We start from the raw sequence: 21142 nt of genomic DNA on the forward strand, positions 1-21142 counted from the left end.
TAGCGCCCGAGCAGTACCGTGTTGCCGCGGCGACTGGTGAAGTGGAGCCTTTAATCGTGAAAGTCTGAGCAATTTTAAGCAATACTGAGGAGCACGTGCGTTAAGTGTCCTAGACTCAAGAATTCAGGGGTTGAACCGAAACTATATGTTTAAGGGATTATTTATATTTTTATATCACACTTACAGAAGTGTTCAATCATCCAAGGAAGGGGTTGACAGAAAATGTCGAATAAATATAAGGTTGAAGTGTTAAAGTAATTGCGGATTAAGGAAGCGAGGTTGTGTGATGGCTAGAATATTTGGAACAGTTTTAAGCATAGGGGATTTCTTTAAAACAGAGACAGCAATGATTAAGATTGATCTTGGAGATGAAGAGAAAAAGGTTTTTACGCTTTCAGAAAGAAGGAAATATATAATCCCTGATTACCAAAGAGAAATACGATGGAAGAAAGAAAACGTAATTGAATTGATTTCTGATATTAATGTAGGTGTCAAGTTTCTTGGGAATATAATTCTAAACAGACGAACTCCACTTGAATACGAGGTTATTGATGGTCAGCAAAGAATTACTACGCTAACAATGGTTATACAATATATTAAAAGTAAGTTCCATGAAGAGCTAGACATTTTTCAGACATGTGAGCTGGAAATGGCGAACTTCGATAAGTTTGGAATACTGAGGGACAATAATTTTAACTTACGCGATTTGGGGGAGGATGATAATACACTTATCGAGACCTCGGATGTATTCAATCAACGCGATCGCTATATCGAATTATGGAATGTGTTTGATCAAATTCATGCCTTGCAAACTGCTCGTAATTGCAGAACCATTTTATCAAATATTAGGGGGAGCCAGATTAATTTAATCGTTAACACAAATGATACAGATAATTCTAGTAGCATTAATTATTTTATGGATGTCAACCTTAAAGGCGTAAAGTTAGATACTGAAGATATATTTAAGGGATATCTTTTTAGTCTAGACTCTGGGAAAAACATAAGAGATGAATGGAAGATATTTAAAATTGGCTCATTTAAATTGAATAAATTAACGGACTACCCAACGACAAAACTACTTGAACATTATTTATATTGTGATCTGTATAAAAATTCGAAATATACAGATATTCATTTTAAAGAGGATTTTACAATTAATGAAGTCGACTTTAATGGTGAAAAACACTATGCTGGGGAGCATTTAATTAAAGTAATTGAAAACAAAAATTACATGTTACTTAGTTTAAGAAATATAAACAAATTTATAGACATTATCCTGGATATTCTTAAAAATGAGTCACCCAGTCAGGATTTTAAGAATCTCTTTAAAAATTTAGAGCAAGTAGAGGTAACTATAATTCATAATTTTATTAAAAAAATAATGCGAGATAAAAACGTTGTACCTAGAATACTGATAATGAAATACGTAATAGAGATACTATTTGATCAAACAGATAAATCTAAGAAAGATTACAGGAAGATCTACGGTATGTATTTACTGGCTGTTTTGTTTACAGTTTTCGAAGGTGAGAAGGACATAAAAAAGGTTTTAGGAGTTGTCAAAGATAGAGATTGGTACACTAAAGCTGTCGAACATTCACAAAGTTATTTTTCACGTAGTAAAATATCTAAATCTAGAATTACTGCACAATATAAGCTCGTAAGTTCTGACGATGCTGATAATCATATGTTTCGATGTAAGTCCTTAGCAACTATTTATAATTTTTTTGAAATTAAGAACAACTTCGTAAAAATAGTAAACGGAAAAACCGAAGATCTAAAAACCTATATTTCTGACAGCAATAAATTCAGTACTGAACATTTTATTATCAATGAGAGTGGAGGATTTACCACAACTGGCGATACTACCTCCTACAAGTATCCTTCGGATATAAAGAAGAAATATACAAATTCAATTTTTAATTTTATTTTTATTAGTAAAGAACTAAATCAAAGTCTAGGTAATAATATTATGTTTGAGAAAATACGATTGTTAAATCAAATTGAAGCAGCTAATCCTGGGGTAATTGAATGTGAATTTTCCGAAATGATAATTGATAAATGTAAGAAAAAGTTTACCAAGCCGTTCAAGAGTAAGATTGGAGCGATGGAAGCTCTGGAATCATATTATGCAGATATGTTTATAGAAGAATTTAACTCATACGCACAAGATGTTATAAAAACTATCGGAGAGAAACTACATGGGAAATTAAATGATGCGGACGAATCATTACCTGATCAAGCGGTCTAGTTAAATTATGTTTTCAATAGATAATTAGTTTTATTGCTTGTTGACGAACATCGTCAACAATGCAACAAAACTAAAACAAACAGAACAATATGCCATTGATAAAACCCTTGTAAATCAAGGGCTTTATTCAACTAATATGATCATTTAACGACCGCATGTTCTCGCATACAGATATGGGTTAGTTGGATCAATTTATTATGCTCAGAAAGTTAATGTAGGAAACAGAAGAACGAATCCATCAGCTTCGTCTGGCGGCTAAAGGAAAAGCTGCCTCCGGCGATGGTACCGGTGGCCAAGAGGGCAATCGTATAGCAACATGCAAGAGATTGAAGGATGACCACCAATCCCATGGCGGTCATCCTTTTCTTTATATTTACTGGTCAGTAAAAAGTTCTCAAGTCTAAGAAGCCAACGAATCGGCAATATCAGCCGAAGTTTGCTTCGAGCGGATTATTTTCGTTATGGATAAATGCCGGTTTTGAGCAAACATGCGAAAAATAAACTGGCGTTAATAATCGGCAACCGTGGCCTCCGATGCAACGGCATGAGAAGGTGTTCGCAGATAACGAAAGAATAAAGCAGGGATACGACCGGAATCGTAAAGCGATTAGTTGCAGGAGCCCTATGGCGATGCATTGGCACATGACGAATCCTTCTATCGCCTGAAGGGTCAAGCCAATCCGATGTTGATCTTGTTCGTCTTTCACTTGTTCCAGCGGATGGGCTTCTCCCTTTTTCAAGTACCGATTCAGCTTCGGCATGGAATTTGCTCCAGAAGCGGTAACTAAAGGCACCGATCACTTGTTTCATTTCCCGAAACGTACACTCGATCCTGAAGCGGTAGCTGTATATGTGAATGATGTCCGTCGCAGCCAGTGTCGGATCGGTACTCACAAGAATGGAGCAGTGCCCCTTGCACACGACCAGCACGAAGCGGAGTTCCTGATAGAGCCCCTGACCCCAGAGCAGATCAAGACACAGGAACTGAACAGTCTCTTCTTTACCGTACAAGACAACCGTGGCGGTTTGGAAATCAGCAGCGCGAGAGGTTAAACAGTCCTTCAACTTGACCTCGTTGCCTTTTTTCGGAGACCGGCCTCGTCCAGGCTTCTTGGCGGCGGGACGAACGTAAGCAACGGCGTTAGCCTTGGCCTAGCACGACTCGATCCTGTACAACCAGCAGCGGGGTCGTCCGGCGGACCACGTGGAGCCAAGTCAGACGTAACGATTCGAGTGACCAAGCGGACGAACGAAAAATGTGAAGCATGGTCTCGTAGCAGCGGCTGTTCAAGGCAAGATCCCGAAAGACAGTCGTCACGCCGAGATGGTCGGAACGCAGCATGAAACCGACGATGATCACGACAAACCACTCGAACGTGGCTTGTCTGGCGAAGTAAGTACGAAATGAGAGTAAGAGGTCGTTCATATATTTGAGCATCGGTATGGTCAATCGCTCTCGAGCGGTCGTCCTCGCCTTCCTCAGTTTGATCATAAGCATGTATGCTCCCGCCAGCATCGCGATGTTGCCTGTGAGAAAAAACGCGATTCCGAAAGGAATGTTCGTTTCGAACAGGAATGCCTACGAGTAATGAAACGCTCCGATCAATAATAGGCCGATCTTGATACCTCCTCCGACACACCGCCGATGATCTTGTCCATAGCCCCTAAACAGCTAAGCGTTTAAACCCCTTTTCTTCACACGATATTCGCAAAATACCGGCAAAAACTTGGTAAGAACTTCAAAAACGGAGTGTACCATTCGAAGGTAAGGTTTTCTTTGCGAAATGATGGAGGTGCCGTTATGAGGCGAAGTAGGTTTAACGTTTGTGTGGTGTGGTTGGTTTTCGTATCATTTTTGCTTCAGTCCTTTACTCCAGCGATGGCGGCTTCGGAGAAGCCCCCAGAAGTACTACCGTCGTGGGCGCAGAATGAAATCAAAGAGATGGTAAACGCCGGAATTATTAAAGGTTACGAAGACGGCACATTCCGGCCGAACAAGTCCGTTATGACGGAACAATTTGTATTTATGGCCGAGCGGATCGTTTCGCTGACAACTGACATATCGCTTTCGGATGAACAAAAACGGGGTATTCAAAATATGCTCCTGGGTTCTTTGCCGCAGGATGCGGCTAAACCGAAGGGGATGTTAAGCCGCGCAGCGTCTGCAACGATTCTTGCTTTCGTCATGCAAGAGAAGGATGCCAGCAAGACAACGGAATTTCGCGATAGGGAAACGATCCCGGACTGGGCGCAACATGCCGTTGCATCCGTGACTGCGACCGGAATCATGAAGGGATACCCCGATGGTCTGTTCCGTGGAGATAAACAAATTTCACGCGCAGAGGCAGCGGTGATTTTGTATCGGTTTTGGAAAAGAATCGAAAACAAAGGGTTGCAGCTGGTCTACGTGAAAGCCGTGGACGATAGCGGCCGAAAGCTGAACGGAGCTAACCTGATCATCCACGAAAATACGAAAAAATCCGTGTTGGCCCGGGGGAAGACGGGAGATAACGGCGACTTTATCGTATTATTGCCTGAGGCTGCTTATGAAATAAACGTGCTGAAGGGCGACTTGCTCGGGAATTTGTCCGTTGACACGAAGAAAGAAAACAATTTCATAGAATTAATAGCCAAGAAAGCCGCCATCATCCAGGGGAAGGTTAACGACATTAACGGAGCACCCAAGGCTGGGGCGGTTCTTGCGGTGACAACGAATCCGACCTTTTTTGCCGTAACCGATAAGAATGGTCATTACACTCTGCATGTTTTACCTGAAAGAGACTACGCTTTAAAAATAGTAGACGACCCTGAAATCATTCGCGTAACGAACGGAGCAGGTGATCTGTGGGGGTCGTTCGTAGGGAACGCTGTACCGGCAAGTCTCCGCTTATTGGATCAATCAAACCCAAAAACAGAAAAATGCAAGTGCAACGTATATGACTTTACTGGAACGATCAAGTCCCCGTCCGGGGGAAGCGCGCTTACTTTGCAGACCTTGTCATTAGCAGATCCCCGTATTCCAGGCCCAAGCAATGGCGGAGGCGGAAACGGGCCTGGCACTGGAGGGCCTGGAGGCGGAGGACCAGGTACCGGCGGCCCGGGAGGGGGAAGCGGTAATCCCGATCGGACTCCGCCTGCCGTTCCAACCGGCATTGTGGCAACCGCAGGGAATGCATCGGTAACCCTACAATGGTCGCCTGTCGCCGATAACGATTTGGAAGCCTATAAGGTGTACACCTCGCTGGACGGGGGAGCCTCATGGGACGTGGGCAGCAACGCAGGGAAAGGAACAACCTACACGGTAAATGGATTGACGAACGCAACTACGTATACCTTCTCTGTGTCCGCCATCGATAAGAGTGGCAACGAATCGGCGAAGTCGCGGACTGTCGATGCAACCCCAATCGCGCCGGTGGCGAGCAAACTTTCCTCGTATGCTCCGACCCGGTTGACGGGAGTTGCAAGCAGCGAGAAGGTCGATTTACAGTGGGCAGCTGTAAGCAATAACGATCTGAAGGGCTATAACGTATATGTATCGGTAGACAATGGCGCTACTTGGGGACCTGCGAAGGATGCGGGCGCAGCGACTTCCTTTGCCGTAGAAGGACTTGAGAATGACCAAGCGTACATGTTCTCGGTCTCCTCGTATGATTTGGACGACAACGAGTCGATTAAATCAGCTGCCTTCAGCGCAGTGCCTTACGACCAAAAAACGCCTCCCAGCCGACCGGCTAAGCCAACTGCCGAAGCGGGGGATTCCCAGGCGAAGCTAATCTGGACGGCTGTACCGGACGCAGGTACGGCCGGGTACTACGTCTACTTGTCGACCGATTATGGTAACTCATGGTTCGAGAAGAAGGATGCAGGGAACCACACCTCATATACCTATACCGATCTTCAGAACGGGGTTGAATACACGGCAAGCGTCATCGCCTACGATCGTAAAGGAAGGCAATCCGGCAGATCCGACGCGGTGCAGTTTGTACCGCGGGATGCAGAAGCGCCTGCTCCTCCAAGTCAGGTTTCAATAGACAAAGTGGGCAATTCTGTCATCGGTATTACGTGGACTCCATCCATCGATAATGATCTAGAGATGTACCGGCTTTATATCTCTGCCGACGGCGGAACCACATGGGACAATATAGATGCGCGTTTGGAAACCTCGTATTATTTTGGAGAGTTAACCAATGGAACCGACTATCTATTCACCGTTGCTGCGGTGGACACAAGCGGCAACGAATCGGAACGGGCGACGCCTGTGTCGGGAACTCCACTGGAAGGAGCCGCGCCTTTCATCAGTGGGGTGGAAGCGTTAAATGAAAAAGTGTTATTGTGGTGGCCAGGGATTCGGGGAGCAACAGGGTACAAAGTTTACATGACGGAGGATCGCGGGACGACATGGAACGACGTGACGCTTCAGCCGGCTTGGCCCACCCACGAACAGTCCGGTCTCATGAATGGCAAGACGTACGGCTTTGCGATCAGTTATGTCGATGACTCTGGAATCGAGTCCGACAAATCGAATACGATTTATGCCATGCCCAAACCGTTGACTACGCCTTCAGGCTTGACTGGAACATCGGTAGACGGCAGCGTGCTGCTCCAATGGACGGCGAGCTCGGATGCTTACTCTTACATGATAGAGGTATCCGAGGATGACGGGCAAACCTGGACCACGCACTATCTGGACCACGATATCTTTGTGGACAGCGGCGCCAAGTATCAGCTTAGGGCGCTTCCTGCAGGGAAGACTTATACTTTCGCGGTGAAAGCTCAAGATGTCCTCGGCGGAGAGTCGGCGCGATCAGGCACGGTTAAGGTTGAAGTCGCTGCTCCAAGCGACCATATAGCTCCGGAAATCCCTTACGGGCTTATGGCTTTATCGAATGACACCGCGGTCACGCTGCAGTGGGAAGAGTTGTTCGAGCCTGACTTAGCCGGATACAGGTTATACATCTCTCATGACGGTGTAGCTTGGGGGGCAGCAAAGGAAATTCCGAAGGTGTCTAAGTACTCCGTAACGGGACTTTCTAACGGGGCAAGTTATTTCTTCGCATTATCATCAATAGACAACAGCGGCAACGAATCGGAGAAGGCGGTTGTCATTTCAGGCATCCCCGTTCCGCCGGAGCTGCCTCCAAGTCCGCTTGATGTCGCTTCCGAGGTATCGTTAACCGGGGAAACGGCGTTTCATGATCGATTCGCCTTTATCTACAGCGGGGAAAGCCCGTTGCAAACCGGAGTACAGCCCGGGACGATCGAGGAGAACCGGCCCTCCGTTCTAAGGGGGACGGTGTTCAATAAGGATGGGCAGCCGCTGGATGGCGTACAGATTACGGTGCTGAATCATCCGGAGTTCGGTCAGACGCTGACGCGGACGGATGGAACGTTCGACATGGTGGTTAACGGCGGAACGAATTGGACCATTGAGTATCGGAAGGCGGGATTCCTTCCCGTTCAGCGGAAGGTGGAAGCGTACTGGGAAGACTTCAGCACGATGCCGGATGTGGTCATGCTAGGTTTGGATACTCAGGTGACAGAAATCGATTTGATTAATGATGCAAACATTCAAGTAGCGCAAGGAACGCCTGTTACCGATGAAGAAGGGACCAGACAGGCGACGTTGCTGTTCGAGCCTGGTACGGAAGCAACGATGACTTTGCCTAACGGAAATCGAGTGCCTCTTGCGACAATGAACGTTCGCGCTACGGAGTATACGGTCGGCGAGAACGGCATGAATCAAATGCCGGGCGAGCTGCCATCTTTCGTCGCGTACACGTATGCCGTCGAGCTGTCTGTCGACGAAGCGATTGCGGCAGGCGCAACCGGAGTAGAGTTTAATAAGCCGGTACATTTTTATGTGGATAATTTCATTGAATATGAGGTTGGGGAGGGCATTCCGGCCGCTTACTACGATCTTCAGACGGGCAAATGGGTGGGAATGGATAACGGGGTCGTCATTCAGATCGTTTCTATTCTGGAAGGCATTGCTCAGATCGATACCGATGGCGACGGCAACCCCGATACGGAAGAACAGCTTGCAGCTTTTGGGTTTACACTGGAAGAGCGAATAAAGCTTGGGCAATTATATGAGGCTGGAAAAACCTTATGGCGCACGCCGCTCGACCATTTCACGCCGGCTGATTTGAATAAGCCGATTGCTTTGCCTGACGATGTGCAGATGCCGGATGAGAATGTAGAAGAAAACGTAAGCAACAATCGAAAAAAATTTCAACGGCAACAATCGTTGGATAAGGATTCATGTAAAAAATCGGGATCCATCATCGGCTGCCAAGAACAGAGTTTAGGGCAAGCGGTTCCGATCGTGGGCACTGACTTATCGCTGCATTATTACAGCCGCCTTTCTGAAGGCTACGAATTTAAGCGCAAAATCGACATTCCGGTCACAGGTGACGAAATCCCTGCTTCGTTGCTTGGAATCGATGTTGAGATCACCATCGCAGGACGGCACTTCAAGGAATATTTCGAGCCGGGGGAAAATATTTCTTACGAATTTGTATGGGATGGGAAGGATGCTTACGGGCGGACCGTGAATACATCCCAGCCTTATCTCGTTAAGATTGGATTCCGTTATCCTATACTGTATCAGTCTCAAGATTATTCAAGCTTCGATTCTCTATGGGCTAGGCTTCCCGCAACTCGGGAGAAAGGGGGGATTGATCGAAAGCAAGGTTATGCAAGTGTCTATAGTACCCATCGCGGTGTGCTGGATGCTGTCGCCAATCCTTTCGAAGAGCTTGGCATTGCCGGCTGGAGTCTCAGCGCGCATCATGCGTACAACCACTCTGGACAGACGCTTTACCAAGGCGACGGATCGGTGAAACGATACGAGGATACGCTTGTCATGGAGAATGTCAACTATAGAGGAGTAGACGGGGAATTCCAATTGGGCTCTGAATACGAGTTAAGAGGCGCAACGCATGGCCCGGGCGGTGAGACGTACTTATCTTTTATGAACAAAACGTCCGACTCTAGTTATCATGCGGAAATATTCAAATTAAATGAAGACGGCTCCCTTGAGCGACTGTACACAAGCAATTGGGCAATGGAGCATGTGCCCGAGCCGAATTTTGACGAAGAAGGCAAAGTATATTTCGCGGCAAGCAACGGGTATATATACAGCAAGGATTTGAGCGAAGCCTATGAGTTTCCGTATGCTGTTGATCATGTCGCCGGAAAAGTGAACGCTTATAACGACCAGTATGAACCGATTCCAAACGGTACGCTTGCTATGGAAGCGGATTTGGAAACTCCCAATCACTTAGAGCTTGGAAATGACGGAACAAAATATTTTATTGATATGCATGCATTATACAAGATAGAAGGGGACCAAACCGTTACGACAATGGGGATCCGGCTGCCCAAGCGCTTAGATCGCTTCGGCTTGGATGAAGGGCCTGCCGTTCCGGCTACGATTGGAACGATTGACGAAATTGATAGGGGCCCTGACGGCAATCTTTATATGCTCGATTCTAATAATCTGAACACGAGAATAGGCACCTACACCCGCATTCGGATGTTGAAGCCGGACGGTACGGTTGTAAATGTAGCGGGGACAGTAACGGAAGGGCCGAAACAGATTTGGGACGGCATTCGAGCGGAAGACGCAAGGTTCCGTGCCCATGCCATGGCTGTTGATTCCAAGGGTTATGTGTACTTCTATGAGGTCGACCAGCAATTATTGTACCGGGTTACCCCTACCGGCATTATCGAGCAATATGCGGATTATATCATCGAACAAATCAAGGATGAGATTAAAGCGGTGGATGGAGAATTGCCTTGGCACGACGATGAACCATACATCGATATGGATGGAGACGGTAAATTCGGTAAAGTAAGTATGGTTGTGAAGTCAGTTAGCTCTTCGGGCGAGCTTCTGTTAGAAGTTAGTAACTGGGCCCTTCCGGACCACGACAGATGGCAATTATACCGGATCAGGCCGGAGCATACCTTCGGGTTTCCTGCAAGCGACGGCTTGTTGTTCCACGAGTTCGACACCGAAACGGGTCATCATCTGTCTAGTCGTCATTCGATTACGGGAGCAATGATTCATAAGTTTGGTTACGACGCAGAGGGGCGCTTATCCACGATTACGGATACGAATGGCAATGTGACCGTTGTAGAGAGGGATTCTGAGGGAAAACCTACGGCAATCATTGCGCCGGGAGGACAGCGCACCGTGTTAACAGTTAACGATAGCGGTCTTGTTGAGATCGTCAACCCGGCAGGGGAATCCTATGCCGCGGAATACGATGACAAGGGGCTGCTTATGAAATTTACCGACCCCATGGGATACTCCAAGCAGTATGCCTATGATGCGGAGGGGCTGCTCATTCGGGCAACGACGCCGAACGGCGGCGAGAAGACGCTTGAGCGGGAAGTAAGCGCGAACGGCTTTGAGGTGCGCTTCACGGATGAAAAAGGACTAACGACCCGCTACGAGACAAGAAGGTCTGCTTCCGGAGTAGAAGTGATTACGACGGAGCCTTCCGGTGCCCAGACACAATTGCGGACAACATCGTCGCGCACGACCGAAACCGTCTATGAAGATGGTACGAAGTTATCCGTTCGCACCACGCCCGACCCGCGTTGGAGAGATGTCCTTCCGATGATTGCGGAGACGCAGGTGACCGGAGCGGATGGGCAAACATCAACCTATTCGGAAGCCTATACGGTTGATTTGGCGAATCCGAACGATCCGCTTAGCGTTAACCACTACTCGGCTACTTTTACAACCGACGGCGTCTCTCATTCCGTCACGTACGATGCTGGGGCGAGAACGTACACGGAAACAAGCGCAGACGGGCAAATAGCCAAGACGACAGTGCTCGATTCAGCGGGCAGAGTAATCAGAGAAGAATATCCTGGTGTTGAGCCGCTCCATCACACGTACGATAACAAAGGACGGTTGTCGGAGAAGCGTCAAGGTGAGCATGTGTTAACCTACACGTATGATGAACGAAACCGGCTCATTCGCGTGGAGGATGAGAAGGGCAATGCGACGGGGTATACGTATGACGAAGCGGACCGCGTGGTGTCCATTACCATTCCGGGCGGATCGACGTATTTGAAATCTTATGACAAGAACGGAAATCTGGTTGCCGTTACGATGCCGGATGGCACCACGTACCAACAGCAATACGACGTTAACAATTTGCTAATCGGATTCCAGCCGGAAGGCTCCGCGAACAGCTTGCAAATCGAGCGTAATGTGGACGGAAGCTTGAAGGAAACGACACTGGCCAGCGGGCGCAAAGTGACGTACGGTACGGATGAAGCGGGGCGACTCAGTGAGCTGTCGGATTCCAGCATATCCCGTTTGTTCACGTACCAAGGCAATACCGACCAAGTGGCTAAGGTCGAGAGTACCGCCGCTTTGACGGGAGCTAAGCAATCGATTGATTTTACGTATACCGGTTCTAACGTTGAGTCGGCAGTCTGGTCTGGAAAAGCGAACGGCGTGTTCAGCTATCAATACGATCATTTAGGCAGGCTGATTGACATTCAAGCCACAGTTACATCAAAGGTTAATGGACCTACGTCATATGAGATAGAGCTTGATTGGGATGAGAACCATGACCTTTCGTCATGGGGTCCGTTCCAGTATAAGCACGATAATCCGTCTCGTTTGACAAGCGAGGTTACGGACGGGACTTTCACCATCACGCCTAGCTATGATGAGTTTGGAAGGATTGCCGGGCAATCCTATTCGCTGAAAGGCTCCGAGGTTTATCGTGTCGAGTATATGTACAACGACCGCAATCTTATCGAAAGCAAGACGGTTGTCAGCGCCGAAGGAACATCGGTTACGAAGTATGAGTACGACACGAATGCGCAATTAACCAAAGTGACCACAACAGGTCCAGACGGGGAAATAATCCAAGCCGAAACCTATTCCTACGACTCGAACCGAAATCGAGTAAGTCGTGATGCTACGGATCGCGGTGTGGAAACGAGCGTGTACGGAAGCTACGATCGGCTTCAAATGGTGGGCGAGGTGCCTTATTCGTATGACGAAGACGGCAATGTGACCGGAAGAGGCGAGGATACGTTCGTGTACGGAGAACGCGGCGAACTGCTTTCGGCAACGGTTGAACAAACCAGCTATACCTACACGTACGACGCGCTTGGAAGACGGGTTGCACGCGAGAGCAGTCATGGGGAAAGTACCGTTTACCTGTACGGCAATCCGCTTGATCCCCTGCAGCTCAGCGCGGTTGTCGATCCGGATGGGGCGGTTACAACCTACTACTATGATGAAGCGGGCGTCTTGATTGCGCTGGAGCAGGGTGATCAAAGGTATTATGTTGTATCCGACAGCGTAAACACACCGCTTATGATCGTCGTTGAATCAGGGAACATCGTAAAGACGCTGAAGTACGACAGCTACGGCGTTCTCCTTGCCGATTCCAATCCCGCCTTTGAACTTGCCATTGGCTACGCAGGCGGTTTGGCCGATGCGGCCACGGGGCTGATCCGATTCGGGAAGCGGGATTACGACGCAAACGCGGGAAGATGGACGTCTCCCGATCCGCTGTACTTCGATGCGCAGCAGGCCAATCTGTACGGTTATGTCAATAATAATCCAATCATGCTGAGAGACCCATGCGGTCTGTTCTGTGTCGGCGGAAGCGCCTATGGCGGCGTCGGCGGAGGAGTGAAGGTGTGCTTATCGGACGAGGGCTTCTCCGTGTGCGGCGAACTGGGGCTTGGAGCCGGAGCCGGGGTTGAGGTTTCCCCATTCGAGGATCTATCGAAAAATGAGATCGGGCTGGAGGTAGCAGGAAAGGCGCAAATTGGACCTATTACTTTTAAGGCTGGCGTTGAGATGAAGGACCGGTTATTGGATGGAGGCTGCGCATCAGCGAAACTAACCGGTAAAATCTCTGCAGCCGGAGCAACGATTGATCTGGTAGATCCTACGAAAAGCACAATAAAGGCTGATCCTCGTGAGATTATGAAAGATCTTACCAAAACCGGGTTTAAAGCAGAAGCGGCAGCAAAGGTTAAGTCATGCGGTCAATATCGCTGGTGAACAAAGTAAGCGGCGATCGCTTCTCGGTATTCCATCGGGGAGCGGTCGCCGAGTTTTTTCTCCGATGGAGCCCGAGAGTGATTCCTCGCCTAGCCTTTCTTCGCAAGATATTCGCAAAATACCTTTAAAAACTTGGTTAGAATTTCAAAAACGAAGTGTACCATTCGAAGGGCAATTGAAATTTCAATGAAAGAGTCGAGGTGAAGGTAAATTGAATGGATGGATGAGGAGGAGGCCAATAGCGGTTGTTTTGATTGCGGCTTTATTATTGTCATTATGGCCTCCCGGCAGTTCTGTGTTCGGCAGTGATGTATTGGCATCACCGGATCTTGTCTTCCCATTGGTTGACGATCAGACAACCGACGGAGGGATGATGACGGTTAATCAGCCTCTAGGCGAAATTCAGACGATGGATCCTGATAGCAAGGCGCTGGAAAGCGACATGGTCGATCCGCCGACCAACGGCAGTTGGATTTCTCCCGCCCACAATGAGATCGTGCTCTACTGGAGCGGATTGACCGGCGCAGGCTTAGCCTACGAAATCTATCGCAACGGAGAGCTTGCCGGAAGCTCGGAGACGCTGGAATTCCATGATCGAAGCGTGCCGGAGCATAGCAAAAATGTATATGAGGTTTATGCGGTAGACGACAACGGAGGAAGATCGGAGCCGCTCGTTATCTATGCCGGGACGCCTTGGGAAGAGGAGCAGCTTCTTAGTAAGAACGCTTCGGGCGTTCTCGGCGACGGCTATGTACAAAAGGATCAGGTTGCAGTCAGCGGTAACGGGAATATCGCGGCCTTCGCTTCTACGTCCACGAATTTGGTGGAAGGTGCCGGAGACGCGGACCAAGGAACGCTGTATGTGCGAGACCTTGCTGCGGGTACGATAGAAGCCCCGCTTGCTCAGACGGGTTACCCCTCGGTTTCTAATATTAGGCAGATATCCATCAACAACGATGGCAGCTTTATGGCATTTACCGCCATTTCGCCATCAAATGAGCGGGACATTTATCTCCTGAATCGGAAGTCAAATCCCAATGTCCTGGTCAATGTGACCGAAGGAAACGGTTCCAGCTGGAATCCTACCATCAGCAGTGACGCAGGTCGTGTGCTCTTCCGATCCTTTGCTACGAACCTTGACGCAGAAGGAATTGATCTACAGACGAAACTTTATTTGTACGAGAGTGGGGTTAACGAAATTCAACATTTGCCGGTTCCAACGGATGCTTTGCTATTAAGTGAACCGATCCTTTCACGAAACGGAAGGTATGCTGCCTATTCCTTGTTACCGAGCGACGGTCCCTCCGAGAAGATTATTGTCTATGACCTGGAAACAGGCAGCTCGGAAGACGCGGTCACGATCGAGTTGGAAGCCGATCATCCGAGCATGAGCAATGACGGGAGGCGCATCGCTTTCCATAAGGAAGGCAGCATCTATATATGGGACCGTTCGACCGGCGCCGCAACCAGCGTGCTGCAGGCGAGCAGCTCCGTCATGTATACGAATCCTCAGATTAGCGGGGATGGCAGTACGGTACTTGCTGAATATCGCGATTTGCTGCCGCAAATGAACAACACGTTTAGCTCTGAGGGATTAGTATGGAAGAATATCTCAACCGGTGAGAATAGGAGGCTTAATCATCCCGCCTCCTTTGCTGCGGGTATGATGAATGATAACGGATCAACGGTTGTATACAGCGGCAAATACACGGCCGCTCGCGACGACTTCGGCTTTTTCCGAAATCATGCCATGATGCAATGCGTAACGACCTGCGGTTGGATTCCTCCAGACGACGAACAAGAGGATCCGATCAAGAGCGTAGAATGGCAGGCCTCAGGAACGCTGCGAGGACAGGTGAAGCTGGGAGAAACCATTACGATTACCGCGAAAGGAGCAGCAGGCGGAACGGCAAAGGCGACTGTATCCTATAAGCGTTATGCAGACGACCAAGTAACGGTGGAGACTACTCAGGCTGATGTTACGCTGATAGAGCAGGCTGAGCCGGGAGTTTATAGGGGAACATTCCCGATCGATACCGGAGTAACGGAAGTGTCATCCATCACGGCGGCAATCACGGATCCGGAAGATCGTACCGGAGAGAAAAGCGCGATTCGGCTTCCTGTTGGTATAACGGGAGCGCTGGAGGTCAATCTCCCAAGCATCAGCGATCTGCCTGGACAATGGAGACTATTGATTTGGAGCAACAGCCTTTCTCAAGGAACGCAGGTGGTTGTGGATAGAAGAACAAATTATATGGTGTCCTTGGGTCCAGCGGGCGATTACACGGTCCAATTAATGGATGAGAATAGCCGATTGATTGGGGAAAGCTCAGCTATTGCGGTTAACAGTGGAAAAACGGCAAATATGACGTTGCCCATCAAGGAAAGAAGCAAGATCACAGCCCGCTTAACAAATGAGGAGGATGTAGGCGTCGAAGGAGTTCGGATTATCTTCCGCAATGAAGATAACAAAGTTGTGGAAGAGCGGTTGACGGACTCGCAAGGAATTGTAGAGACGCAAGGCTCCTATTTTGCTGACGAAACGGTATATGTCTCAGCCGCGCAGATTGGACATGGAATGCCTCACGATGAATTTGGTTTTCTGAAAATCGTATTGCATGCTGGTGAAAATGAAGCGGCTTTTTTTCTGGACCAGTCTAATAATCCTACCGTAACGGGAAGGGTTCTGAATGAGCACGGGGAACCGGTGCCGAACGTAAAAATCCTTTTTTATAAAAAGAGTCTGCCTAATGTAACCGCAATCTCTGATTCAGAAGGACGCTATTCTGTTCAGCTTTGGAGCAATGGTTTCTACGAGGTTTTTGCGCAGTCCGAATCCGTTCCTTATTATGCCGGAAACGGCATGGACTCCGTAATGGTTAGTCCGGATACCACATATGATGTCCATGTGAATAGCGTTTCGGTCGTTAAGCCGCGCCTTCTAGTTAAAAACCTGGATCGGGGATTGCAAGAATTGCCCATTCACGATACGTATTTTGCTTACACCAACTATGATCTGAAGGTATTGCGCAATGACCAACCCGTTGATTCTACTTTCATGAATTCTACCTACTATTTGAAATGGCAGGGCGTTCCGGTACAGGCTGCGCCCGGGGAAACCATTAAGGTATGCGCTGGGGGATCTTCCATCAATTTTGACGAAAAATGTACGGATGTCGTTCTAGCCTCTGAGGGAACAACGGATATCACGCTCCAGTTCGAGGAGCAGGCGAGATTGGTTGGCATCGTCAAAGGAGAAGGAGGAACAACCTTAAACCGATTGTATCGGTATGAAGAAAACGGCGAGAAGAGATACATTGGAGATTTCAATACCGACAAAGATGGCAATTATGAAATCAGCTTATCTCAAAGCGGCAAATATATGCTCAGCTTCAGTCAGAATTGGGATGGACAAAGGATAATAACAACAGATATCGAAGCGCAGCAGGGGCGCATTACCCGAGTTCCGCTTCAGAGCTACGGAGCAGCTTCAGAATTATTCGCAGGAAAACCAAATAATGTCGTCGAAGCGCTGACAACCAATTTCAATCCAAGTTCCATCGTCACGATGAGAGGCACTTATCAAAGACCGGTTATAGCTGAAGCTCCGGTGCTGCTTGATGGCGCACTTCGTATATATGTTCCGGCTGGAGCTTCTCTAGTTCGAGAAAGCGTTGTTCTTGATGGCCAATCGGTAACTCCTGCTGTTATTAACGGTTTTACTTATGAAATCCAGCTGGGTGCAATCGATGCGGGGCAATCGGGGACGCTTCGTTATCAGCTTCGCTTGAGCGAGCAGTTTGCCGGTGAAGCGGAGACCGGATTATCCATCCGCTATCGGCCGACCTTCGGCAGCTTGATGAGAGAGGAAGCGATTGGAGGTGTCGTATTGTCGGCATCCGGTATTTCCTTGAACGCCCCCGCCTACTCGAAGAAATCAACGATCTATGTCAGCGGCAAGGCGCCTGCGAATCATAACATATCCGTTTTCGTAGACGGCAAGCTGGCGGCTGCGGCGGTTGCATCCCCGAATGGCATCTGGTCGGCGGATGTTGAGCTTCCGGATCATCAGGAGGCTTCGTTATGGAGGAAGGGACGTGCCTATGTACTGTCGGCTGCCGCGTATACAGATAACGGGGTAGCTCACTCCAATTTGCAACGAGTGGAAGTGGATGAAAATTACCCGCAGCTTAAGCAGTTTACATTCTATCAGGCAGGTCAAAATCCGCAAACATTTGAGCTGAAGGGCGGTGTCCTTCGATTTCCTTACGCGACTAGACCCTTCCAAAACTTTTTCCATATCCGGTTGAAATTTGACCAGCCAGAGAGGATTTCGAATGTCCGCGTGAATTTCGGATCTATTGATGGAGTAGCGAACTATCTGGAATCGACGGGGGAGTTCCTCGTCACCCTTAATGCGAGAGACACTTTCCCGACCGGCGCATTTTCTGTGGATTACGACATTGCACCCGAACCGTTAGGGCCAAGAGAGACGCCGGATGAACAGGAATGGAGCGACATGAAGGCAGAAATGCCTGATGAATTCCGTAATGGGACGTATGAGATCGCAGATGAAAGCGAACTGAACGAAGCGATTAGAAAAGCGCTGACACCCGATGATGAGGGGACCTATTCTCCTTTCCTGAAGCTAAGCATTGGCGGGCATGTGATTTACGGCAGGAGCTACATGAAGGTCGTACCTTCAAGAGCGTTGCCTTCATCGACGTATACGGGGATCCCGTCTTATACCGGTTTCAAGTTGGACATGAACGTTAACTCGGGATTATGGAGCGTCCAAGGCATCGTTCCCGTCAGCGCATTAAGCGGTGTACAGCGCAAGGAGCTTTCCCGTGAAGGAGTTGTGATCAAGGATGCCACAGACCATCTCGTGAACGTAGCGGTTTTCTTTGATCCCATGTTAGATAAGCTTGGGACTTTAAACGATCTGAAGGACTACGTAATGGACGGCAATGAGTTTGTCCAGTTCGCGGATAAGCTCCTCGATTTCAACAAACAGGTCTATGCGGAATGTCATGGTCCAACGCGTGAGATGTTTAAGGATCAGGTAAATCAAACCTACGAAAGAGCCAAGGAAGGGTTAATTATGAAATATGCCCTTACTGGATTAGGATTGGTGACTGGTGCATTGACAATGGCAGTTCCCGGCGGAGGCCAGCTCGTCCTTGGTACGGCCTATACGGCGCTGGGGGATATGATTAAGGATGATTGGGAAGCAAGTTTAGACAGGATGAAGAAGGAATTCGAAGCAGAGCAGAAGTGGCGCGACGGCATGGCTGGCGGCGGCGTTCTGCCCCGCTGCGATGAGGAGGAAGAAGAGAGGGAACAAGAGGAGGAGCCTCAAAGAGAGGAAAAGCCGGATATAGATATCGTCATGATTTACGATCCAAGCGGTTATGTGTATGAAGGTATGCCGTCCAACCGTCTGGAAGGGGTTACCGCCACGGTCTCTTACAAAGATTCGGAAACGGGTATCTGGCATAACTGGGATTCAGAATGGTACGGGCAAGTCAACCCGCAAAAGACGAATCAAGAGGGACGGTATGGATGGGATGTGCCTGAAGGACTGTGGCAGGTGCTGTACGAGAAAGAAGGCTATCAGTCGACCCGAAGCGCGGAGCTTCAGGTGCTGCCGCCGCACTTCGACGTTAATATTCCGATGGTCTCGTATCAGTCGCCAGCCGTTACGGGCGCATATAGTTTCCGCGGCGGCGAAGCGATCCACTTCATCTTCAGCAAGCCAATGCGGGCTGCCTCCCTTGCAACGGATGCAGTGACTCTGTTTAATGAGCGCGGCGAGCAAATTGCCGGAACGGTCGAGTCAATTAATGAAGAGAACGGAACGGACGGCGATCCGTTGGCTTTGAAGTTTAGGTTCATTCCGGCAGAGCCGCTTCAAGTCGGTCGAACCTATCGAATATCGATCTCGGAAACGGTAATCAGTTATGCGAGAGTGGCTATGGATGCCGATTATGAACGCCAGATCGTTATTGAAGCAGCCGATACGCCGCCGGGCGAGGGGGCGGAGAAGCTTGGGGTCATTCCGGGAAGGGGCATGCTGGAGCTGCTCTGGCAGGAAACGAATCTGCCTGAAGCCGAATCGTTGAACGTCTACTGGAAGGAAAAGGGCGATACAGCATTTCAAGGCCCTGCACAGTTAGCTAGGGGTATACAGTCGCATCTCATCACGGATCTAAAGAACGATACGGAATACGAAGTGCGGGTTGCAACTGTAAATGAAGCGGGCATTGAATCTGCCGGATTGACGGCTGAGGCCAAGACGCTCCAAGTCGAAGAGCTGATAGCCGACACCACAGGGCCTGCGAAGGTTCAGGGCGTTAATATTTCATCGGGTGAACAAGATTTGACGCTGAAGTGGCAGGATCCGGCCGATTTGGATTTGCGTCATGTGGTCGTGTTCTGGAAGAAGAAGGATTCTTCGGATGCATGGTCGCGCCGGTATGTCGAGAAGGGCAACGAGACATTGACGATAGAAGAGCTGGAGAAAGATACGGCATATACCGTTCGACTCAGAGCGGAAGATGAACACTTCTTGGGCTCGGAGACCATGCAGGTCGATGCGGAGACGAAGACCTCGCAGCCGGGAGGCGGAGATCCTGATCCCGGCCCCGGCCCCGGCCCTGGTCCCGGCCCTGGACCGGTTCCAGGACAGCCATCCGATTCCGTTTGGGAGGTAAGGGTCGGCGACGATGCGAAGCAATATGCGGGATTCGGTGGAGAGATTGAAGTGACGGTTCCCAAGAAGGCGTGGACATCTGAACAAACTCTTCAGGTGAAGAAGCTGTCCGACTACCTGGCGAGCGGTAGATTTATGACGTTAATGAGTTCCGTCATCCAATGGGATGGCGCGGATTCCAAGCCGCAGAAGCCGATTAAGCTGGGTATTCGCTATCATGCCAAAGAGATGCAGGGCAAAGAACGCCGTAAGCTCGGATTGTATGAGTGGGACGCAGACGATTCGGTCTGGATTTACCGTGGAGGGCTTATCCAGTCTGAGAAGAGCATGGTGACGGCCGCCATCGATTCGATGGGGATTTATGCGGTGTTCTATTATAACCGGTCGTTTCAAGACATGGCTGGGCATTGGGCAGCGGATGACGTGGAAATATTGGCTTCCAGACATGTAATCAGCGGCGTAAGCGAGCAACTTTTTGTTCCGGCGAGGTTTGTAAGCCGCGCGGAAGTCGTGAAGATGATCATGGGGATAAAGGAATGGTCGAATGCCGAAGCAACCGCAACTCATTCAAACGTAGGTACTTTCTTGGATGTTGCATTAGATGCTTGGTACTTCTCCTACATTGAAGCAGCCGCTGAGGCTGGTATTGTGCAGGGCGACGGCGGACGGTTCAGACCGAATGACGAGATTAGCCGCGAGGAATTGGCAGTCATTTTGTACCGGGCGATGGGTAATCCGTCTAAGGCGTCGGATAAAGCGGATGTGCTTCATCGTTTCGAAGATAGCGAATCAATATCGGATTGGGCAAAATCCGCTATGGTATGGGCAGTAGAGAACAATCTTATTCAAGGAACGGATAACAATCGGTTAAACCCGGATAAACCAGCCAGCAGGGCGGAAACGGCGGTCATTCTTAGACGATTGATGGATATGGCCGGACTGATTGGGGATTAGAAGATGAAAGAACGTCAAAAATAAAGAAATGGCGGTATCAGGGAGGGTTGATATGCTCCCCATACGGTAGACAGGTGAAATAATAAAACCTGTTTACTGTAGGGGGAGCATTTTCTATGCCTAGAAATAAACTGAACGCTTTAGAAAAATTAGCTATTCTTCAAGA

At 48.9% G+C, this 21142-nt stretch carries 5 protein-coding genes; 3 read left to right on the plus strand and 2 right to left on the minus strand.

Annotated elements, in window-relative coordinates:
• Window positions 1-286: 286 nt before the first annotated feature.
• Complete coding sequence (locus RB620_RS29490; protein ID WP_308100656.1) at window positions 287-2251, plus strand: DUF262 domain-containing protein; 1965 nt, start codon at window positions 287-289, stop codon at window positions 2249-2251.
• Window positions 2252-2710: 459 nt separating this feature from the next.
• Here the strand turns inward: RB620_RS29490 and RB620_RS29495 are convergent, their stop codons facing one another.
• A complete protein-coding gene (locus RB620_RS29495) occupies window positions 2711-3316 on the minus strand; it encodes a hypothetical protein (RefSeq protein ID WP_308100658.1) in 606 nt (201 codons plus the stop codon).
• Window positions 3317-3392: 76 nt separating this feature from the next.
• Window positions 3393-3743: a hypothetical protein gene (locus RB620_RS29500; protein ID WP_308100659.1), complete on the minus strand. Its 351-nt coding sequence runs from the start codon at window positions 3741-3743 to the stop codon at window positions 3393-3395.
• Between the two features lie 387 nt (window positions 3744-4130).
• Between RB620_RS29500 and RB620_RS29505 the strand changes: the two genes are divergently transcribed.
• Window positions 4131-13307, plus strand: a complete 9177-nt coding sequence (locus tag RB620_RS29505) for a fibronectin type III domain-containing protein (RefSeq protein ID WP_308100663.1) — start codon at window positions 4131-4133, stop codon at window positions 13305-13307.
• Between the two features lie 211 nt (window positions 13308-13518).
• Complete coding sequence (locus RB620_RS29510) at window positions 13519-20976, plus strand: S-layer homology domain-containing protein (protein WP_308100661.1); 7458 nt, start codon at window positions 13519-13521, stop codon at window positions 20974-20976.
• The last annotated feature ends 166 nt before the right edge of the window (window positions 20977-21142 follow it).

This window comes from Paenibacillus sp. LHD-117 (assembly GCF_030929555.1).
In the GTDB taxonomy this organism is placed as follows: domain Bacteria; phylum Bacillota; class Bacilli; order Paenibacillales; family Paenibacillaceae; genus Pristimantibacillus.

What these genes read in the sequence shown, in the direction of transcription:
- RB620_RS29490 (WP_308100656.1), top strand. Translation starts at nt 287, where the DNA reads ATGGCTAGAATATTTGGAACAGTTTTAAGCATAGGGGATTTCTTTAAA.
- RB620_RS29500 (WP_308100659.1), bottom strand. Translation starts at nt 3,743, where the DNA reads ATGATCAAACTGAGGAAGGCGAGGACGACCGCTCGAGAGCGATTGACC.
- RB620_RS29505 (WP_308100663.1), top strand. Translation starts at nt 4,131, where the DNA reads ATGGCGGCTTCGGAGAAGCCCCCAGAAGTACTACCGTCGTGGGCGCAG.